Origin of the sequence: Nocardia sp. NPDC024068 (genome assembly GCF_040638875.1) — a bacterium.
Lineage (GTDB): Bacteria > Actinomycetota > Actinomycetes > Mycobacteriales > Mycobacteriaceae > Nocardia.
The window spans coordinates 644,219-659,101 of record NZ_JBEZYU010000001.1 but is presented as its reverse complement, the minus strand read 5'-3'; the positions used below and the strand labels follow the sequence as shown (position 1 = coordinate 659,101).

General features: G+C 69.3%; 17 protein-coding genes. 8 read left to right on the top strand and 9 right to left on the bottom strand.

The annotated features are described in order from the left end of the window. Both AB0F41_RS02875 and AB0F41_RS02870 read right to left on the bottom strand, forming a co-directional pair. Positions 1-561, bottom strand: a 561-nt coding sequence (locus AB0F41_RS02875; protein ID WP_357420966.1) for an SDR family NAD(P)-dependent oxidoreductase, incomplete at its 3' end; no start/stop codon positions are given. Continuing rightward, the gene (locus AB0F41_RS02870; protein WP_357420965.1) at positions 558-2,075 is read right to left on the bottom strand and encodes a class I adenylate-forming enzyme family protein; all 1,518 of its coding nucleotides are present in this window, start codon (positions 2,073-2,075) and stop codon (positions 558-560) included. The genes AB0F41_RS02870 and AB0F41_RS02875, both read right to left, overlap by 4 nt. A gap of 81 nt (positions 2,076-2,156) precedes the next feature. On the opposite strand from AB0F41_RS02870, the gene AB0F41_RS02865 reads away from it, so the two are divergent. Genes AB0F41_RS02865 through AB0F41_RS02855 form a run of 3 tightly spaced genes read left to right on the top strand, consistent with a single transcriptional unit; the run spans position 2,157 to position 5,449 of the window. Beyond that, positions 2,157-3,410: a CoA transferase gene (locus AB0F41_RS02865; RefSeq protein ID WP_357420964.1), complete on the top strand. Its 1,254-nt coding sequence runs from the start codon at positions 2,157-2,159 to the stop codon at positions 3,408-3,410. Continuing rightward, on the top strand, positions 3,407-4,678 hold the full coding sequence (locus tag AB0F41_RS02860; RefSeq protein ID WP_357420963.1) for an acetyl-CoA hydrolase/transferase C-terminal domain-containing protein: 1,272 nt from the start codon (positions 3,407-3,409) through the stop codon (positions 4,676-4,678). Before AB0F41_RS02865 ends, AB0F41_RS02860 begins: the two co-directional genes overlap by 4 nt. Next, on the top strand, positions 4,679-5,449 hold the full coding sequence (locus AB0F41_RS02855; protein WP_357420962.1) for an enoyl-CoA hydratase-related protein: 771 nt from the start codon (positions 4,679-4,681) through the stop codon (positions 5,447-5,449). It begins immediately after the preceding gene. A gap of 4 nt (positions 5,450-5,453) precedes the next feature. On the opposite strand, the gene AB0F41_RS02850 is transcribed toward AB0F41_RS02855, so the two are convergent. The 4 genes from AB0F41_RS02850 to AB0F41_RS02835 all read right to left on the bottom strand — a co-directional run bounded on the left by AB0F41_RS02850 (position 5,454) and on the right by AB0F41_RS02835 (position 7,600). Beyond that, positions 5,454-5,717: a hypothetical protein gene (locus AB0F41_RS02850; protein ID WP_357420961.1), complete on the bottom strand. Its 264-nt coding sequence runs from the start codon at positions 5,715-5,717 to the stop codon at positions 5,454-5,456. 9 nt (positions 5,718-5,726) lie between these two features. Further along, positions 5,727-6,038, bottom strand: coding sequence for a hypothetical protein (locus AB0F41_RS02845; protein ID WP_357420960.1), 312 nt, complete (start codon positions 6,036-6,038; stop codon positions 5,727-5,729). A 72-nt stretch (positions 6,039-6,110) separates the two neighbouring features. Next, positions 6,111-6,305, bottom strand: a complete 195-nt coding sequence (locus AB0F41_RS02840) for a ferredoxin (protein WP_357420959.1) — start codon at positions 6,303-6,305, stop codon at positions 6,111-6,113. A gap of 5 nt (positions 6,306-6,310) precedes the next feature. Next, positions 6,311-7,600, bottom strand: coding sequence for a cytochrome P450 (locus tag AB0F41_RS02835; RefSeq protein ID WP_357420958.1), 1,290 nt, complete (start codon positions 7,598-7,600; stop codon positions 6,311-6,313). A 142-nt stretch (positions 7,601-7,742) separates the two neighbouring features. On the opposite strand from AB0F41_RS02835, the gene AB0F41_RS02830 reads away from it, so the two are divergent. Genes AB0F41_RS02830 through AB0F41_RS02815 form a run of 4 tightly spaced genes read left to right on the top strand, consistent with a single transcriptional unit; the run spans position 7,743 to position 11,978 of the window. Next, on the top strand, positions 7,743-8,900 hold the full coding sequence (locus AB0F41_RS02830) for an acyl-CoA dehydrogenase family protein (RefSeq protein WP_357420957.1): 1,158 nt from the start codon (positions 7,743-7,745) through the stop codon (positions 8,898-8,900). Between the two features lie 33 nt (positions 8,901-8,933). Continuing rightward, positions 8,934-10,163 (top strand): acyl-CoA dehydrogenase family protein, encoded by a 1,230-nt coding sequence (locus AB0F41_RS02825; protein ID WP_357420956.1) that lies wholly within the window; start codon positions 8,934-8,936, stop codon positions 10,161-10,163. Positions 10,164-10,197: 34 nt separating this feature from the next. Then, positions 10,198-11,115, top strand: a complete 918-nt coding sequence (locus AB0F41_RS02820) for an LLM class F420-dependent oxidoreductase (RefSeq protein ID WP_357420955.1) — start codon at positions 10,198-10,200, stop codon at positions 11,113-11,115. Positions 11,116-11,126: 11 nt separating this feature from the next. Next, on the top strand, positions 11,127-11,978 hold the full coding sequence (locus AB0F41_RS02815) for an SDR family NAD(P)-dependent oxidoreductase (protein WP_357420954.1): 852 nt from the start codon (positions 11,127-11,129) through the stop codon (positions 11,976-11,978). A 34-nt stretch (positions 11,979-12,012) separates the two neighbouring features. On the opposite strand, the gene AB0F41_RS02810 is transcribed toward AB0F41_RS02815, so the two are convergent. After that, on the bottom strand, positions 12,013-12,450 hold the full coding sequence (locus AB0F41_RS02810) for a MarR family winged helix-turn-helix transcriptional regulator (RefSeq protein WP_357420953.1): 438 nt from the start codon (positions 12,448-12,450) through the stop codon (positions 12,013-12,015). 67 nt (positions 12,451-12,517) lie between these two features. Here AB0F41_RS02810 and AB0F41_RS02805 point away from each other — a divergent pair, with 67 nt between their 5' ends. Next, positions 12,518-13,120 carry a TIGR03086 family metal-binding protein gene (locus AB0F41_RS02805; protein WP_357420952.1) on the top strand — a complete coding sequence of 201 codons (603 nt, stop codon included), beginning with the start codon at positions 12,518-12,520 and terminating at the stop codon, positions 13,118-13,120. A 13-nt stretch (positions 13,121-13,133) separates the two neighbouring features. Here AB0F41_RS02805 and AB0F41_RS02800 read toward each other — a convergent pair whose 3' ends face one another. Beyond that, complete coding sequence (locus AB0F41_RS02800; RefSeq protein ID WP_357420951.1) at positions 13,134-13,934, bottom strand: NAD(P)-dependent oxidoreductase; 801 nt, start codon at positions 13,932-13,934, stop codon at positions 13,134-13,136. Between the two features lie 89 nt (positions 13,935-14,023). Next, positions 14,024-14,863, bottom strand: coding sequence for an NAD(P)-dependent oxidoreductase (locus tag AB0F41_RS02795; protein ID WP_357420950.1), 840 nt, complete (start codon positions 14,861-14,863; stop codon positions 14,024-14,026). Positions 14,864-14,883: the final 20 nt, after the last annotated feature.

The following is a 14,883-nucleotide window of genomic DNA, read 5'->3' as shown; positions in this document are numbered from 1 at the left end:
CCGGATGGAATGGCGCGCCCACTGCACGGCGAGTTCGGCGGTCAGTCCGGACAGTCCGGCCTTGCTCGCGGCATAGGACGCCTGCGGAATACCGGGGACGCCCACCTGGCCGCTGATCGAGGACACGTTCACGATCGACCCGCGGCCCCGGTCGCGCATATGCGGGAAGACCTGCTGGGCCAGCAGCAGCGGCGCCACCAGATTCAGGTCCAGAGTGCGGCGGATATCGTCGAGCGGTTCGGATTCGGCGCGTTCGGTGCCGAACCTGTTGCCCGCGGCGTTGATCAGGATCTCCGGTGGGCCGAGCCCATCGACGATGGCGGGGACGGCCTCGGAGATCCCGGCCGGGTCGGACAGATCGCAGCCCAGCGCCAGCCCGTCGATCTCGGCGGCGAGGGTCTCCAGGCGATCCCGGCGCCGGGCGACGACGGCCACCCGGGCACCCAGTCCCGCGAGGGCGCGGCTCACCGCGGCGCCCAATCCGGACGACCCGCCCGTCACCACCGCGACCCGGCCGTCGAGTTCGAACGGGCGCATCGCCGCCGCGCGATCGGCGCTCATGCCGAACCGCCACGGAGGGCGAGGGCGGGCAATTCTGTGCGCACCACTTTGCCCATCGCGTTGATCGGCAGGCTGTCGACCACGGCCCAGACCTCGGGCACCTTGTACCCGGCGAGCTCACCCCGGCAGAACTGCGCGAGCGCCGCGAAATCGAGCTCGGCGCCATCGGTTTCGATCACCGCCGCGACCTGCTGGCCCAATCTCTCGTGCGGTACCCCGCAGACCGCCGCTTTCACGACAGCCGGATGACCGGCCAATACCCGTTCCACCTCCAGCGGGTAGACGTTGGCGCTGCCCCGGATGATCACCATCTTCTTGCGGTCCAGCACGGTGAGCCAGCCTTCGGCATCCACGGTGCCGATATCCCCGGTGGGCACCGGCCCGTCCGGAGGAGGGGTGATCCCGCCGCCGGACCAGTGACCGAGCAGGGGGCGCCACAGTCCGGCCCAGGGGCCTTCGGTGCGCGCGGACAGGGACAGCTCGCCGAGTTCGCCCGGAGCGAGCCGGTTTCCGTCGTCGTCGTAGGCGGCCACATCGAATTGTGGCAGCACCCGGCCGCTGGACCGGGGACGCCAGTGTGAATCGGGCGGGTCGATGGCGACCACGGTGGGCGCCTCCGTCAGACCGTAGGTCACCCGGGGAACGAGGCCGTGCGCGTCGGCGAACGCCGTGCGCACTGTATCCGGGGTATCGCTGCCGCCGCTCCACACCTCGCGCAGCGAACTCAGGTCCAGATCCGGCCGGGCGGCCAGGTCGTAGAGCTGGGCCGGGGCGCCGTTCCAGACCGTGACCCCGCGGGTCGCGATCCATTCGGCGACCCCGGCGAGGTCACGCCGGTTCATGATCACCGCGCAGCCGCCCGCCTGGGCGGTGAGCAGGGTGGACAGGACCATCAGGTTGAGGATCGTGAACGGGAAACTATCGCCTTTGCGTAGATCCGGGCCGTAACCGCGGGTGGCCACCAGGGCGGCGCCGGGCAGCAGCAGATTGCGCTGGCTGTGCACCACGGCCTTGGGCCGGCCGGAGGTGCCGCTGGTGAACGCGATCGCGGCGGGTGCGTCGAGGTCCGCGGCGACCGGGGGCGCATCCGACGCGGATTGCGCGGCGGCCCATCTCTCGGCATCCACGCGTGCCGGTGAGTCGACCAGGTACCGGTCGCCGGCCAGGATGACCGCCGGTTCGATCAGATCGTGCAGGTACCGCTGTTCGCCGACGGCCAGCGCCTCCCCGATTCCCGCCCAGATCGCACCGATGCGCTGGGCACCGTGGAAAGCGGCGACGATCTCGAGATCGTTGGGCAGGCAGGCGCCGACCCGGTCACCGGGCCGGACTCCGAGAGACCACAGCGCCGCGGCCGCCGCGTCGGCGCGTCGGTCGAGTTCGCGGTAGGTCCAGGTACCCGAAACCGCTTCCAGCGCGGTGGCCTCGGGGTTCCGGGCCAGTGCGGGTCCCAGGACCTCGGCGATGGACGCCGGGAGCCGGGGTGCGGCGGTGTCGCCATTGAAACTGGGCACCTCTACTTGATATCACTATCCTTACAAAGATTCATCAGATAGCCGCTGATTTGTCCCGGTGGCCCGGTGGAGGTAGGGCGTATGCAGCACACAGGGCCGTTGGCCGGAGTGCGGGTGATCGATCTGACGTCCATGGTGATGGGCCCGTACTGCACCCAGATCATGGCCGATATGGGTGCCGAGGTCATCAAGATCGAACCCCCGGCGGGTGACAACACCCGTTATATCTCGGTGGGCCCCCAGGAGGGGATGGCCGGGGTCTTCGTCAACGTCAACCGCGGAAAGCGCAGTGTCGTACTGGATCTGCGGCGCGAGGAGAACAAGGCGGCGCTACGGGAGCTGATCGCCGGCGCCGATGTGTTCATCCATTCCATGCGCGGCCGGGCGGTCACCGCCCTCGGGTTCGGGTACGCGCAGGTGGCCGCGGTGAACCCGGGGATCGTCTACACCAACTGCTACGGCTACGGCCGGCGCGGTCCCGAGGCCGATCGCACCGCCTACGACGACACCATCCAGGCCGAATGCGGGTTACCGCACGTCCAGCGGCTGCTCACCGGTGAACCGGGCTATGTCGGCACCATCATGGCCGACAAGGTGGCCGGAATGACCGCGCTCTACGCCACCATGATGGCCCTGTTCCACCGGGAACGGACCGGCGAGGGGCAGGAGGTCGAGGTCGCCATGTTCGAGACCATGGCCTCGTTCATGCTGGTCGAACATGCCAACGGCGCGATGTTCGACCCGCCGCTGGGTACCGCCGCCTATCCGCGTGCGGTGACCACCGAACGCGCGCCGTATCGCACCGCGGATGGCTACATCTCGGCGCTGGTCTACAACGACAAACAGTGGAACGCCTTCGTGAACGCGGTCCGCCCGGCCTGGGCCGGACCGGAATTCGCCACCCTGGCCCAGCGTGCCCGGCAGATCGGCACCGTGTACGCCCATCTGCGCGAAACCTTCGCCACCCGGACCACCGCCGAATGGCTGGAACTGCTGAACTCGCTGGAAATCCCGTGCGCACCGGTGCGCACCCTCGACGAACTCTTCGACAACGAGCACCTGAACGCGGCGGGTTTCTTCGAGACCGTCGACACCCCCGACGGTCCGGTGCGATTCCCCGGACCGCCCACCTGGTTCTCCCGCACCCCGGGCCGGGTGGCCGGCCCGGCCCCGCGCCTGGGCGCCGATACCGACGAGATCCTGGGCCGGACGGCCTCGACACCGGACGTCTCCGGCACCTCGCCCGCGCCCCCGGCCGTCGAGGCGGCCGGTAACGGCCCGGCGGAATCCGCGGGCCGCGGCGCCGCTCCGGTGGATCAGGGAGGCAGCCGATGACCATCGAGGTCACCGCTGCCGATCTGGATCTCCGGCAGTTCCTGCGTCCGGGCGACCGCATCGTGATCGGGCAGGCGTGCGGTGAACCCAGCACGCTGATCGAGGCGCTGATCGCGCAGGGCGGCGAGATCGGCGGGCTGTCGGCGTTCGTCGCGACCAGCTTCTCCGGAATCTTCACCCCCGAATCCGTGGACGGATTCGCCCTGTCGAGTATGGGTGCCATCGGTACCCTGCGATCCTTGGCCAAGGCCCACAAGCTGGGGATCGTCCCGTGCCATGTGAGCCGGGTCGGTCCGATGATCGAGGACGGGATCCTCGGCTGCGAGGTGGCGTTCGTCCAGGTGAGCCCGGCCGACGAGCACGGCCGCCACAGCTTCGGCCTGATCGGCGATCACACCCGCGCGGCCGTCGACCGCGCCCGGGTGGTGATCGCCGAGGTGAACGACCGGGTGCCGTTCGTTCCCGGAGAAGGTCTGGACACCCGCGAGATCGACTGCGCGGTCACCGTATCCCGGCCACCGGTGCAGGTGCCGCCCGCCGCGATCGGGCCTCTCGACGAGGCCATCGCGAAGTACGTCGCCTCCTATATCGAGGACGGTTCGGTCCTGCAAACCGGTGTGGGCGCGGTGCCCGATGCCGTGCTGCGGCAGCTGGGCGACCGCCGCGATCTGGGCGTGCACTCCGGCATGATCGGCGACGGTCTGGTGGATCTGGTCGAGGCCGGGGTGCTCACCAACGCGCGTAAACGGATCGACCCGGGCGTCTCGGTCACCGGCGCGCTCATCGGCACCGATCGCCTGTACCGGTTCGCCCATCGCAATCCCGATCTGCGCCTGTGCGCCACCTCCTACACCCATGACGCGGCCGTGCTGGCGCAGGTGGACGGTCTGGTGACCCTGAACTCCGCGCTCGAGGTCGACCTCACCGGTCAGGTGAACGCGGAACAGAGCGGTGCCGCCTACCTCGGGGGTACCGGGGGACAGGTCGATTTCGTCCGCGCCGGGGTCCGGTCCCGTGGCGGACACTCCGTGATCGCGCTTCCCGCCACCGCCCGCGGCGGTTCGGTCTCCCGGATCGCCGCCCGCCTGTCGGGTCCGGTGACCACCGCCCGCAGCGATGTCGATGTGATCGTCACCGAGTTCGGCGCCGCCGAACTCGCCGGCCGCGATCTGGCCGAACGAACCCGGCGATTGATCGCGATCGCGCACCCGGACTTCCGGGAAGAGCTGTCCCGCGACGCCTACGAGATCCAGCGAAGAGGATTCTGAATGACCGACGACGCCGTACTGTTCGATGCCCGGCCCGACGGGATCGCGGTGATCACCCTGAATCGTCCGGGGCGCCGCAACTGCCTGGACAAGGATATCCGGGAGGGCCTGTTCGAGGCGTGGGACCGATTCGAACACGATCCGGCCCTCCGGATCGCGGTACTCACCGGGTCCGGATCCAAGGCATTCTGCGCCGGCGGGGATCTCGCGGAGATGGTGGAGACCCGGATGGCCGAGCCGCCCCGGGAGATGTTCCCGCTGCCCTACGACACGATCGAACTGTCCAAACCCACCATCGCCGCGGTGAACGGGGCCGCCTTCGCCGGCGGCTGGATGATCGCCCAGGCCTGCGATCTCTGCGTGGCCAGCACCACCGCCACCTTCGCGGTGACCGAGGTGAAGGTCGGCCGCAGCTCACCGTGGGCGGCGCCGCTGATCCATATGATCCCGCAGCGGATCATGATGGAAATCCTGCTCACCGGCGACCCGATCACCGCCCGGCGCGCCTACGAAATCGGTCTGGTGAACCGGCTGGCCGAACCGGACGAGTTGCTGCCGACGGCATTGAAGTTGGCGGGGAAAGTCCTGGCCGGGGCGCCGCTCTCGGTGCGCGCCGCCCGCGAAACGGTCATGCTGGCCACGGAAATGGGCCGATCGGCGGCGCTCCAGGCGGCCCGCCATTCCGCCGCGCGCGCCTATCGCAGTGCGGATGCGCAGGAGGGACCCGCGGCATTCGCGGAAAAGCGACCGCCGCAGTGGCGCGGCGAGTAGCCGGTCAGAAGCGTTCGGCGGTGAGATCGTCCGGGTTCCGGATTCCGAATACCTCGCGGAGCACCGCGGTGACGATGTAGGCGACCCGCTGGTCGTCGTCCCCCGTTTCGTCCGGGCGCATCTCGTAGTTCGGATCGCCGGGCCGGAATCCGAGATGCGCCAACGCCGCGATCTGCCGCTCGGTGAACCCCGCCGGAGCCGCCCGGCCGGAGTGTTCACGGCGCTGCCACCACCGGCGGCGAGGGTGCCGTGCCGGATCGACGCTCATGCTCCGGGATCACCTGGGCGCGGTGGGTACCGAGGCTTCGGATGTGACATCGCTGGGGCGTGCCGCTGGAGCGCTGCAGGTGAGCCAGAGGTTACCGATCTTGCCCTCTTTCAGGGACAGCGTGAATCCGTCTCGCGGGTCGTGGATACGCAGGACACGGAAGCGGTGGTCGAATTTCCGGGTGATGATGCGGTAGTCGTTGTCGACCGACCATCTGTTCCTCCGCTTGAAGACGGCCGTGTTCCGGGCGAAGATATCGCCTTCGGGATCGGGAAGGCCGACCGTGTAGTTCACCTCCACGTCCACCAGTCCCGTATCCACGCCGGCATAGGTGGGTGAATGGGCCGCAGGGTCGGATCCGGACCTCTCGCCATGAGGTCCGGACCGGCACGCCTATTCGTCGACGATCTTGATGGCCCACTCGGGGCAGGCGTCCTTGGCGGTGGTCACCGCCTCCTGGAGATCCGCGGGGATCTCGGTGTCGATGGCCTCGGCGTAGCCGTAATCGTTGAGCGTGAAGACCTCCGAGCACAGCGTGGTGCAGATACCGTGGCCTTTACAGGAGTCCGCGTCGACGATGACCTTCATGGGACCTACCCTTCCGTGCGGTCGAATTCCAGGTGCAGCGACGTGATTCCGCGGAGGATGAACGTCGGCAGATACGTGTAGTCGCGGTTGTCCGCCGGCCCGTGCACGCTTTCGTCGATCCGGATATCGGTGGTGCGTTCGAGCAGGCGTTTGATCGCGACCTTCGCCTCGGCCCGGGCCAGCGGAGCACCCGGGCAGGTGTGGATACCGCGGCCGAAGGCGATATGGGAGCGGGCGTTGGACCGCTGGGCGTCGAAGGTATCCGGGTTCTCGAACCGGCGGGGGTCGCGGTTGGCGCCGCCGTTGGCCAGCATCAGGACCGTACCGGCGGGCACTTCGACACCGGCGACCGTGGTGGTCGTCTTCGCCATCCGGAAGTCGCCCTTCACCGGGCTCTCCATGCGCAGCATCTCTTCGATGAAGTTGTTGATCCGCTCGTGGTCCTCCCGCAGCCACCGCTGCAGTTCCCGATCCTCGGCGATCATCTTGAGCGCCGAGGACAGCAGCCGGACCGTGGTCTCCTGGCCGGCCGAGAACAGGTTGGCCGCCACCCGCACCACATCGAGTACCTCCGGCCGACTGCCGTCCGGGAAGGTGGCCTCGGCGAGGCTGGTCAGGACATCGGCCCGGGGGTCGGCGCGCCGGTCGTCGATATACGCCGAGAATTTCGCGTAGAGGAATTCGATGGGGTTGTGCGACATCCCGCCTTCGCCCTCGGTGCTGCCCACGGTTTCGGTGCGGTGCGGGTCGCGCTGGAGGGCGTTGAGGAATTCCTGCTGGTCTTCGGTGGGGACGCCGAGCAGGTCGGCGATGATGTAGAGGGTGAAGGGCCCGGCGAAATCCCGGATGAGGTCGCCCTTGCCGGGCGCGAGGTATTCGTCGAGCACCTTATCGGCCATATCCCACATCGCCTCTTCGTTCTCCTTGAGGCGTTTGGGGGTGATGAGCCGCATGAGCAGGCCGCGATGCGCGGTGTGGGTGGGCGGATCCAGCGTCGGCAGCTGGTCGCTGAGCGGCAGCGAATCGCGGTGTTCGGCGATGAGGGCGTCCACATCGGAGTTCTCGTCGATGGGGACGGGAAAACCCGGGAACGGGCCGGTGACCGAAATGCACGACGAGTACTGCTGCGCGTCGTTGAGGATCTCCAGCGCTTCGTCGTAACCGGTGACCATCATGACGTTGTGGTGCTGCTCCCGTGTCACCGGGCACTTTTCGCGAAGAGCCTGGAAGTACGGGTAGGGGTCGGCTACCAGTTCTTGACCGAGGAAGAAATCGAGATCCTCGAAGTTTTTCACGTGACGGGTCCCTTCGCTTCGCCGGCTCCTACCGCCACGAGCAGCTCCGCCGGTTGACTTTCGCATTTGAGAATATAACTCTCATCTGTGAGTATGAGATTTCCACACGGCGTGCCGTGCGTCAACCGGAGGACCGGACAAAATGAACCTCGACCTCACCGCTGACCAGCGGCTCTTCCAGCAGACAACCCGGGAATTCCTGGCCGGAACGGTTCCGGTCGCGACAGTACGCGCGCTCGGCGAGAGTGGTACCGGATTCGAGGCGGACTGGTGGCGTTCGGCCACCGAATTGGGCTGGACCGCCATGCTGGTCGCCGAGGAACACGGCGGCGGAACGATTTCCGGTCGTCCGCTCACCGAACTGGCGCTGGTGGCCACCGAACTCGGCCGCGCGTGCGCACCGGGCCCCTTCGTGACCACCAACGCGGTGCTGGCCGGTCTCGCCGACGCGGGCGAGGGATTCGGTGCGACAGTGGCGGAGATCGCCGCGGGCACCCGGATCGCCTCATGGGCCATCTACGAACCCGGACACGGTATGGACGTGATCGCCGCCCTCACCGACGAACCCGCGGCCGCCGCCGATACGGTCACCGCGGTCGCAGACGGCACCGGTTACCGCCTCACCGGCGCGAAGGACCGCGTCGAGTCCGGCGACCGCGCCGATACCTTCCTGGTGACCGCGCGTGGACCGGAAGGGCCCGTCCAGGTCCTGGTCCCCGCGGACGCACCCGGCGTATCCATCACCCCCACCTGGACGCTGGATCTGGTCCGGCGGACGGCCCGGGTCGATTTCGACGCGGTGGCGGTACCCGCCGAAGCGGTCACACATACCGGCGCCGCGGCGGTCGCCGCGGTCCGCGCCCAATTGCATACCGCGGCCGTGCTCACCGCCGCGGAGATGGTCGGCGCCACCGATAAAGCCCTGGACGCGACCCTGGGCTGGCTGAACGATCGCTTCACCTTCGGCCGGCCCCTGGCCTCCTATCAGGCCCTCAAGCACCGGATGGCGGACAACAAGACCTGGCTGGAGGCCTGCCGGGCGACCGCGGCGGCGGCTGCCGCCGCCTGCGACGACGATCCGGCGAGCGCGGACGAGGCGGTCAGCGTCGCGAAATCCTATGTGGGAGCGAAGGCCCCGGTGATCGGCCAGGACTGTGTGCAGCTGCACGGCGGGATCGGGGTCACCTGGGAACACGATCTGCACCTGTACCTGCGGCGGATCGGTCTGGGACGCGCGCTCTACGGCACTCCGGAGGAGCACCGGCGCCGTATCACCGAACTTCTCGTCGCCGCCGCCTGACGCGGCGATCTCCTCGTGGAAGGCAGTACCGCTATGACCACCGAAGTCGAACCCGTCGCCGAATTCCGGGAGCGCGCCCGGGTCTGGTTGCGCGACAATCTTCCGCCCGCCCCGCCGGACCAGGGCCCGCCCGACAGCAAAGAGGAATGGGACCGGACCCGCGAGCTGCAGCGGCTGCTGTTCGACGGCGGTTTCGCGGGAATCTGTTTCCCGGAGGAGTACGGCGGCCTCGGTCTCACACCGGCGCACCAGCAGGCCTTCACCAAGGAGTCGTACCGCTACGAGATGCCGGTCATCCTGAATGTGCCCACGCTGTCCATCTGCGCCGCGACCCTGCTGGATCTCGGCACCGAGGAGCAGAAGCGCGAGCACCTGCCCGCGGTACTGCGCGGGGACGAACTGCTGGTGCAACTGCTGTCCGAACCCAACGGCGGCTCGGATCTGGCCGGCCTGACCACCCGCGCCGAACGGGACGGCGACCGCTGGATCCTCAACGGCTCGAAGATCTGGAGTTCGGGTGCGTACGCGGCCGATTACGGGCTGTGCCTGGCCCGCACCAATTGGGAAGTGCCCAAACACCGTGGGCTGACCATGTTCCTGGTGCCCATGGGTGCCGACGGGGTCACCGTGCAGCGGATCAAACAGGTCACCGGGTCGACCGAGTTCTGCCAGGAGTTCTTCGACGATGTGAGCCTGGGCGACGACGCGGTACTGGGTCAGGTGGACAACGGCTGGGAGGCCGCGTCGCGGCTGCTCTACCACGAGCGGTCCGCGATCGGCGGCACCTCGCCCTACATCAGTGGCGCGCGGCCGCATATGGGCGGCGAGGATTCCCCGATCTTCGAACTGGCCCGTGACACCGGTCAGCTGGACGACGCGCGGGTGCGCGAGGACGTGGGCGAAGCGCGCGCCATGGCCGTGGTGCGTGATCAGCTCATCGCCCATATCACCCGCGGCATCATGGCCGGGGAGCTGCCGCCCGCGGCCGGTTCGATCACCCGGCTGTTCAGTGCCGAATACTCCTGGCTGCAAACGGATATGGCGGTCAAGATCGCCGGTTCGGCGGCGGCCACGCACGCGCCCGGCGATCCGGCCGATACCGCGAAGATCGGGACGGATTTCCTGTTCCGCGCGGCCTGGAGCCTGGCCGGCGGCAGTACCGAGATGGCCCGCAATGTGATCAGCGAGCGGGTGCTCGGTATGCCGCGGGAGTACGCCGCCGATCGCGATGTGCCGTTCAACGAGGTCAGGCGCGGCCGGTAGCGGACCGGTTCGTCTCGAATACGCGGAGGTAACAGTGCGGTTCATCTTCCACTATCCGGAGACCGGCGGCGTGGACGCCGATATCCTCGACCCCGGGCCGCTCGGCGAGGTGGCCGCCGCCGCCGAGGAGGCGGGCTTCGCCGGATTCTCACTCAGCGAGCATCCGGCGCCGGGAGCGCGCTGGCTGGGCGCGGGCGGTCATCAGACCCTGGACCCGTTCGTCGCCCTGGGCTACGCCGCGGCGCTGACCAGCCGCATCCGGTTGATCACCTATCTGTCGGTGGCGCCCTACCGCAACCCGATGCTGCTGGCGAAAGCGGCGGCGACACTGGACAAACTCTCCGGTGGGCGGGCGATCCTCGGTATCGGCACCGGCTACCTCAAGGGCGAATTCCACGCCGTCGGCATCGATTTCGAGGAACGCAACACGCTGTTCGACGAGGCCCTCGACGTCCTGCCGCTGCACTGGAAGGGCGAGCCGTTCAGCTATACCGGCACCCATTTCAGTGCCCGTGACGTCCAGGCCCGGCCGACGCCGGTGCAGCAGCCGATTCCGATCTGGATCGGCGGCAACTCCGCGCTCAGCCGGCGGCGCGTGGCCCGGGCCGCGCACGGCTGGATACCGATGTCGGGCGGAGCGGAGCTCAGTTCGACGGCCCGGACCCCGGAGCTCGGTTCCATCGACGACCTCGCCCGCAAGATCGCCGAGGTGCGATCGGCGGCCGAAAACGCCGGGCGCACCGACCATATCGATCTGGTGTACTCCTACAGCCATACCGGTCTCACCGGCCCCGGTGAGGATCCGGAACCGCACCGCAAGGCGTTCGAGGCGCTGGCCCGGGCCGGCGTCGACTGGATCACCGTCTCCACGCGGGCGGGGGTGCACGACACCGTGGACCCGGCCGTGACCCTCGAGTTCCTGTCGTCGTTCGGCACGACCTACATCGATTGAGAGGCGCGACGATGGGCTGGTTCGAGGAGCGTGCCGGTTTGGCCGGTACCGTCGCGGTGGTCACCGGCGGTGCCGGGGGTCTGGGCCGGGCGGTGGTCACGGATCTGGCGGACAACGGCGTACGGCCGGCGGTGGTCGATATCGATGCCGACGCCGTGGCGGACCTGCGGGAGTTCCTCGGCGATCGCGGCTGCGACGCCCTCGTGGTGCACGGCGACGCCCGGGACCCGGAGGTGCTGGCCGCGCTGTTCGCCGCGGTGGACGAGCGCTGGGGCCGGCTCGACATCCTGGTGAACGTGGTGGGCGGGACCTTCCGCAGCCCGTTCACCGAGACGCGCCCGAAGGGCTGGGACGCCCTGCTGCGCACCAATCTGACCCATGTGCTGCACGCCTGCCACCTCGCCGTGCCGCGGATGCGGGCGGGCGGTCGCGGTGGCAGCATCATCAATATCTCCACCATCGAGGCGCACCGCGCGGCACCGGGTTTCGCGGTGTACGCGGCGGCGAAGGCGGCGGTGGAGCAGTTCGCGCGCACACTCGCGATCGAGGTCGCGCCGGACGGTATCCGGGTCAACAACATCGCCCCGGATTTCGTGCCCACCCCGAATCTGGAACGGATCGGGACCGGTGACAACGCGATGCTGGATCCCGAGGGTGTGCGGGTCGCGATCCCGATGGGCCGGGCGGGAGAGCCCGGCGATATCTCGGGCTGCGCGGTGTTCCTGGCCTCGCGGCTTGCGTCCTATCTCACCGGCACCACCCTGCATCCCGACGGCGGCACCTCGGCCTCGGCGGGCTGGTTCAACTGGCCGGAGGAGGGCTGGGCGAACCACGCGCCGCTGCGGGTGCTGCGGGGGAACTGACGGGGTCGCGCGCGGTGGCCGGTCGATCGCGCGGCTATTCGCCGGTCTCGGGGCCGCTGGCGCGGAGGATCCGCAGTGCGTTGAGGAAGCCGCGGCGGTCGGCGGCGGGGAGTCGCTCCAGTAACTCCTCCTCCCGCGCCCGGATCCCGGCCTGCGCGGCGCCGTGGAGCCGGCGCCCCGCGGCGGTGAGTTCGAGCAGGCGCGCACGCCGGTCGGCCGGATCGGGGGTGCGTTCGATCAGGCCGCGGGCCTGGAGATCGTCGAGGGTCGCGATGATGCGCGTCTTGTCCGCGCCGATCTCCTGGGCGAGTACCCCTTGGCCGCGGGCCGGGCCCGCGGACAGCGCCGTCAGGACGGAGTAGGCCCACATGGTCAGTCCGTGGTCGTCCAGGATGGGCAACTCCATGGCGATGAGACTGCGGGTCAGCGGCGCGAGCATTGCCGCCAGGTCCGGCCGGTCCGTTGATCCCATGGGTAGAACCTACCGGCCGAAAATAATGTGCATGGACATATGATAGGCAGCTGCATATTATTGCGGTATGACTCCGAACCTTCGTGACCTCGACCGCACCGCGGTCCTCGATACCGTGAAAACCGCCGAACTCGTCACCCCCGAGCACCTCTTGTCACCGACCCCCTGCACTGCCTGGACGGTCGGTGACCTACTGGCGCATATGGCCGCACAACACCGCGGTTTCGCCGCCGCGGCCCGCGGTGCCGGAGCCGATCTCGCGGTGTGGCAGCCGCGCACACCCGGTGCGCACACCCCGGCCGAGTACACCGAAGCCGCCGACGAGGTGCTGCGCGCTTTCGAACCCGCCGATGTGCCCGATCGGATATTCGCGTTACCGGAATTCGGCCCCGCCGTCACCGTGCCCGGACACCAGGCCCTCGGTTTCCATCTGGTCGACTACGTGGTGCACGGCTGGGATCTGGCGCGCGCCCTCGGACTGGACTACGAACCGGACGCGGCCTGCACCGATGCGGTACTGGGCATCGCCGCCGCAGTCCCCGACGGCCCGGAGCGCGAGAATCCGGGTTCACCCTTCGCGCGGGCGTTACCGGGGGCCGACACCGGCTCTCCGCTGCAGCGGATCCTGCGGATGCTCGGCCGGTCTCCGGACTGGCCGGCCCTCGGATGAGCCCCGGCCGATATCAGGCGGGTTCGACCGCGGCCCGGATCGCGGGATCGAGCAGACCCAGGTCGCTGCCGAGCCGAGCGGCCAGTTCCCGGGCCACCGCGACATCTTTGCGCAGGAAATCGCCGACGGATTCGGAGAAGGCCGCGACCGAGCCCTTCGCGGCCACGCTCAGCACGGCCCGGCTCGAACTGCTCGCGTGCGGAAGCGCGGCGAGTATCTCGGATTCGGCCAGACCGAGTTGCCCGGCCAGGCGCACGGCCTCGGTGACGAGGCCGATCTGGGCGGCGAACAGCGAATTGTTGACCAGTTTCACCCGCTGGCCGTTTCCGAGCGCGCCGACCGCCAGTATCGGGTCGGCATAGGCGGCCAGGACGGGCCGGGCGCGTTCGACCGCCTCCGGGGCGCCGCCGAGGAAGACCGTCAGACTGCCGTCGGCGATATTGTGCGGGCCGCCGCTGACCGGGGCGTCCACCACCGGCCGGCCGGCGGCCGCCGGTGCGGCCGCGATCGCGGTCGCGGTATCGGGACTGCCGGTGGTGTGCAGGATCAGCAACGATCCGGCGGGCATGGTTTCCAGCAGGCCGCTGTCCAGGCATACCTCGCGCACCTGCTGGTCGGTGAAGACACAGATCACCACGGCGTCGGCCTGCCGGCCCGCTTCGGGCGCGGCGCCGACCGCGGTGGCGCCGGCGCCGGTGATCGCGTCGCGGGCGGCGGGGGTGCGGCCGACCGCGCGCACCTCGTGGCCCGCCGCGACGAGACGCCGGATCATGGGGACGCCCATCCGGCCGGCGCCGACGAATCCGATACGCACTCGGTTCTCCTTCGTTCGTGGGGCGCGGAATCACCGTGCCCCGGTGGGGCGCACCGGGGCACGCGACGGGCGGCCGGTGCGGCGCGGGTTCAGCGGGGCCGGCCCATCAGGGCCAGCGTCGCGTCCGCGGTATCGAGTACCGCGCCCGGTGTGATACCGGCCGCCGCGGCCAGTTCGCCGATCAGCCGGACATCCTTGCGCAGCAGATCTCCGGCGTGCGTGGCGATCTGGTCCAGTGATCCGCCGCCGGCCAGGATCCGGCCGAGCGCGAAGCTGTTCCCGCTGCCGTTGCCGATCACTTCGCCGAGTTTCTGCGGGCTCACGCCGAGTCGCTCGCCGAGTTCCAGGGTGCTGACCGCGGTCGCCATATGCGCGGTGAAGAGCAGATTGTTGAGCAGTTTGGTGGTCTGCCCGGCGCCGATATCACCGAGGTGCACCACCGGGTTCGCGTACGTCTCGAAGACCGGCAGGCAGCGCTCGAGGGTCGCGGTGTCACCACCCGCCATCACCAGCAGCCGCCCGGCCTCGACCGCGGGCGCACCGCCGCTGACGGGCGCGTCGATCAGCGAGATCCCCTGCGCGGCAGCGGCCGAGGCCAGATCTCGGCAGGTATCGGGGTGCACGGTGCTGTGGATGGCGATGACGGGCCGCGTGCTCCGCCCCGGCGCGGAAGCGGCGAAGCCGGCCAGCACGCCGTCCTCGCGTTCCAGGACCTCCCGCACATCGGCGTCGCCGACCACACAGAGGCAGACCAGATCGCTTTCGGCGGCCAGGGCCGCCGGGGTTTCGGCGATCTTCGCCTTGGTGTCCGCGTAGGGGTCGGTACTCGCCGCCCGGCGGGCCCACAGGGTGGTCTGATATCCGCCCTCGACGATACGGCGGGCCATCGGCCCGCCCTGACTTCCCAGTCCGATGAATCCGACTCGCATATGACTCTCCGTTCGTACTG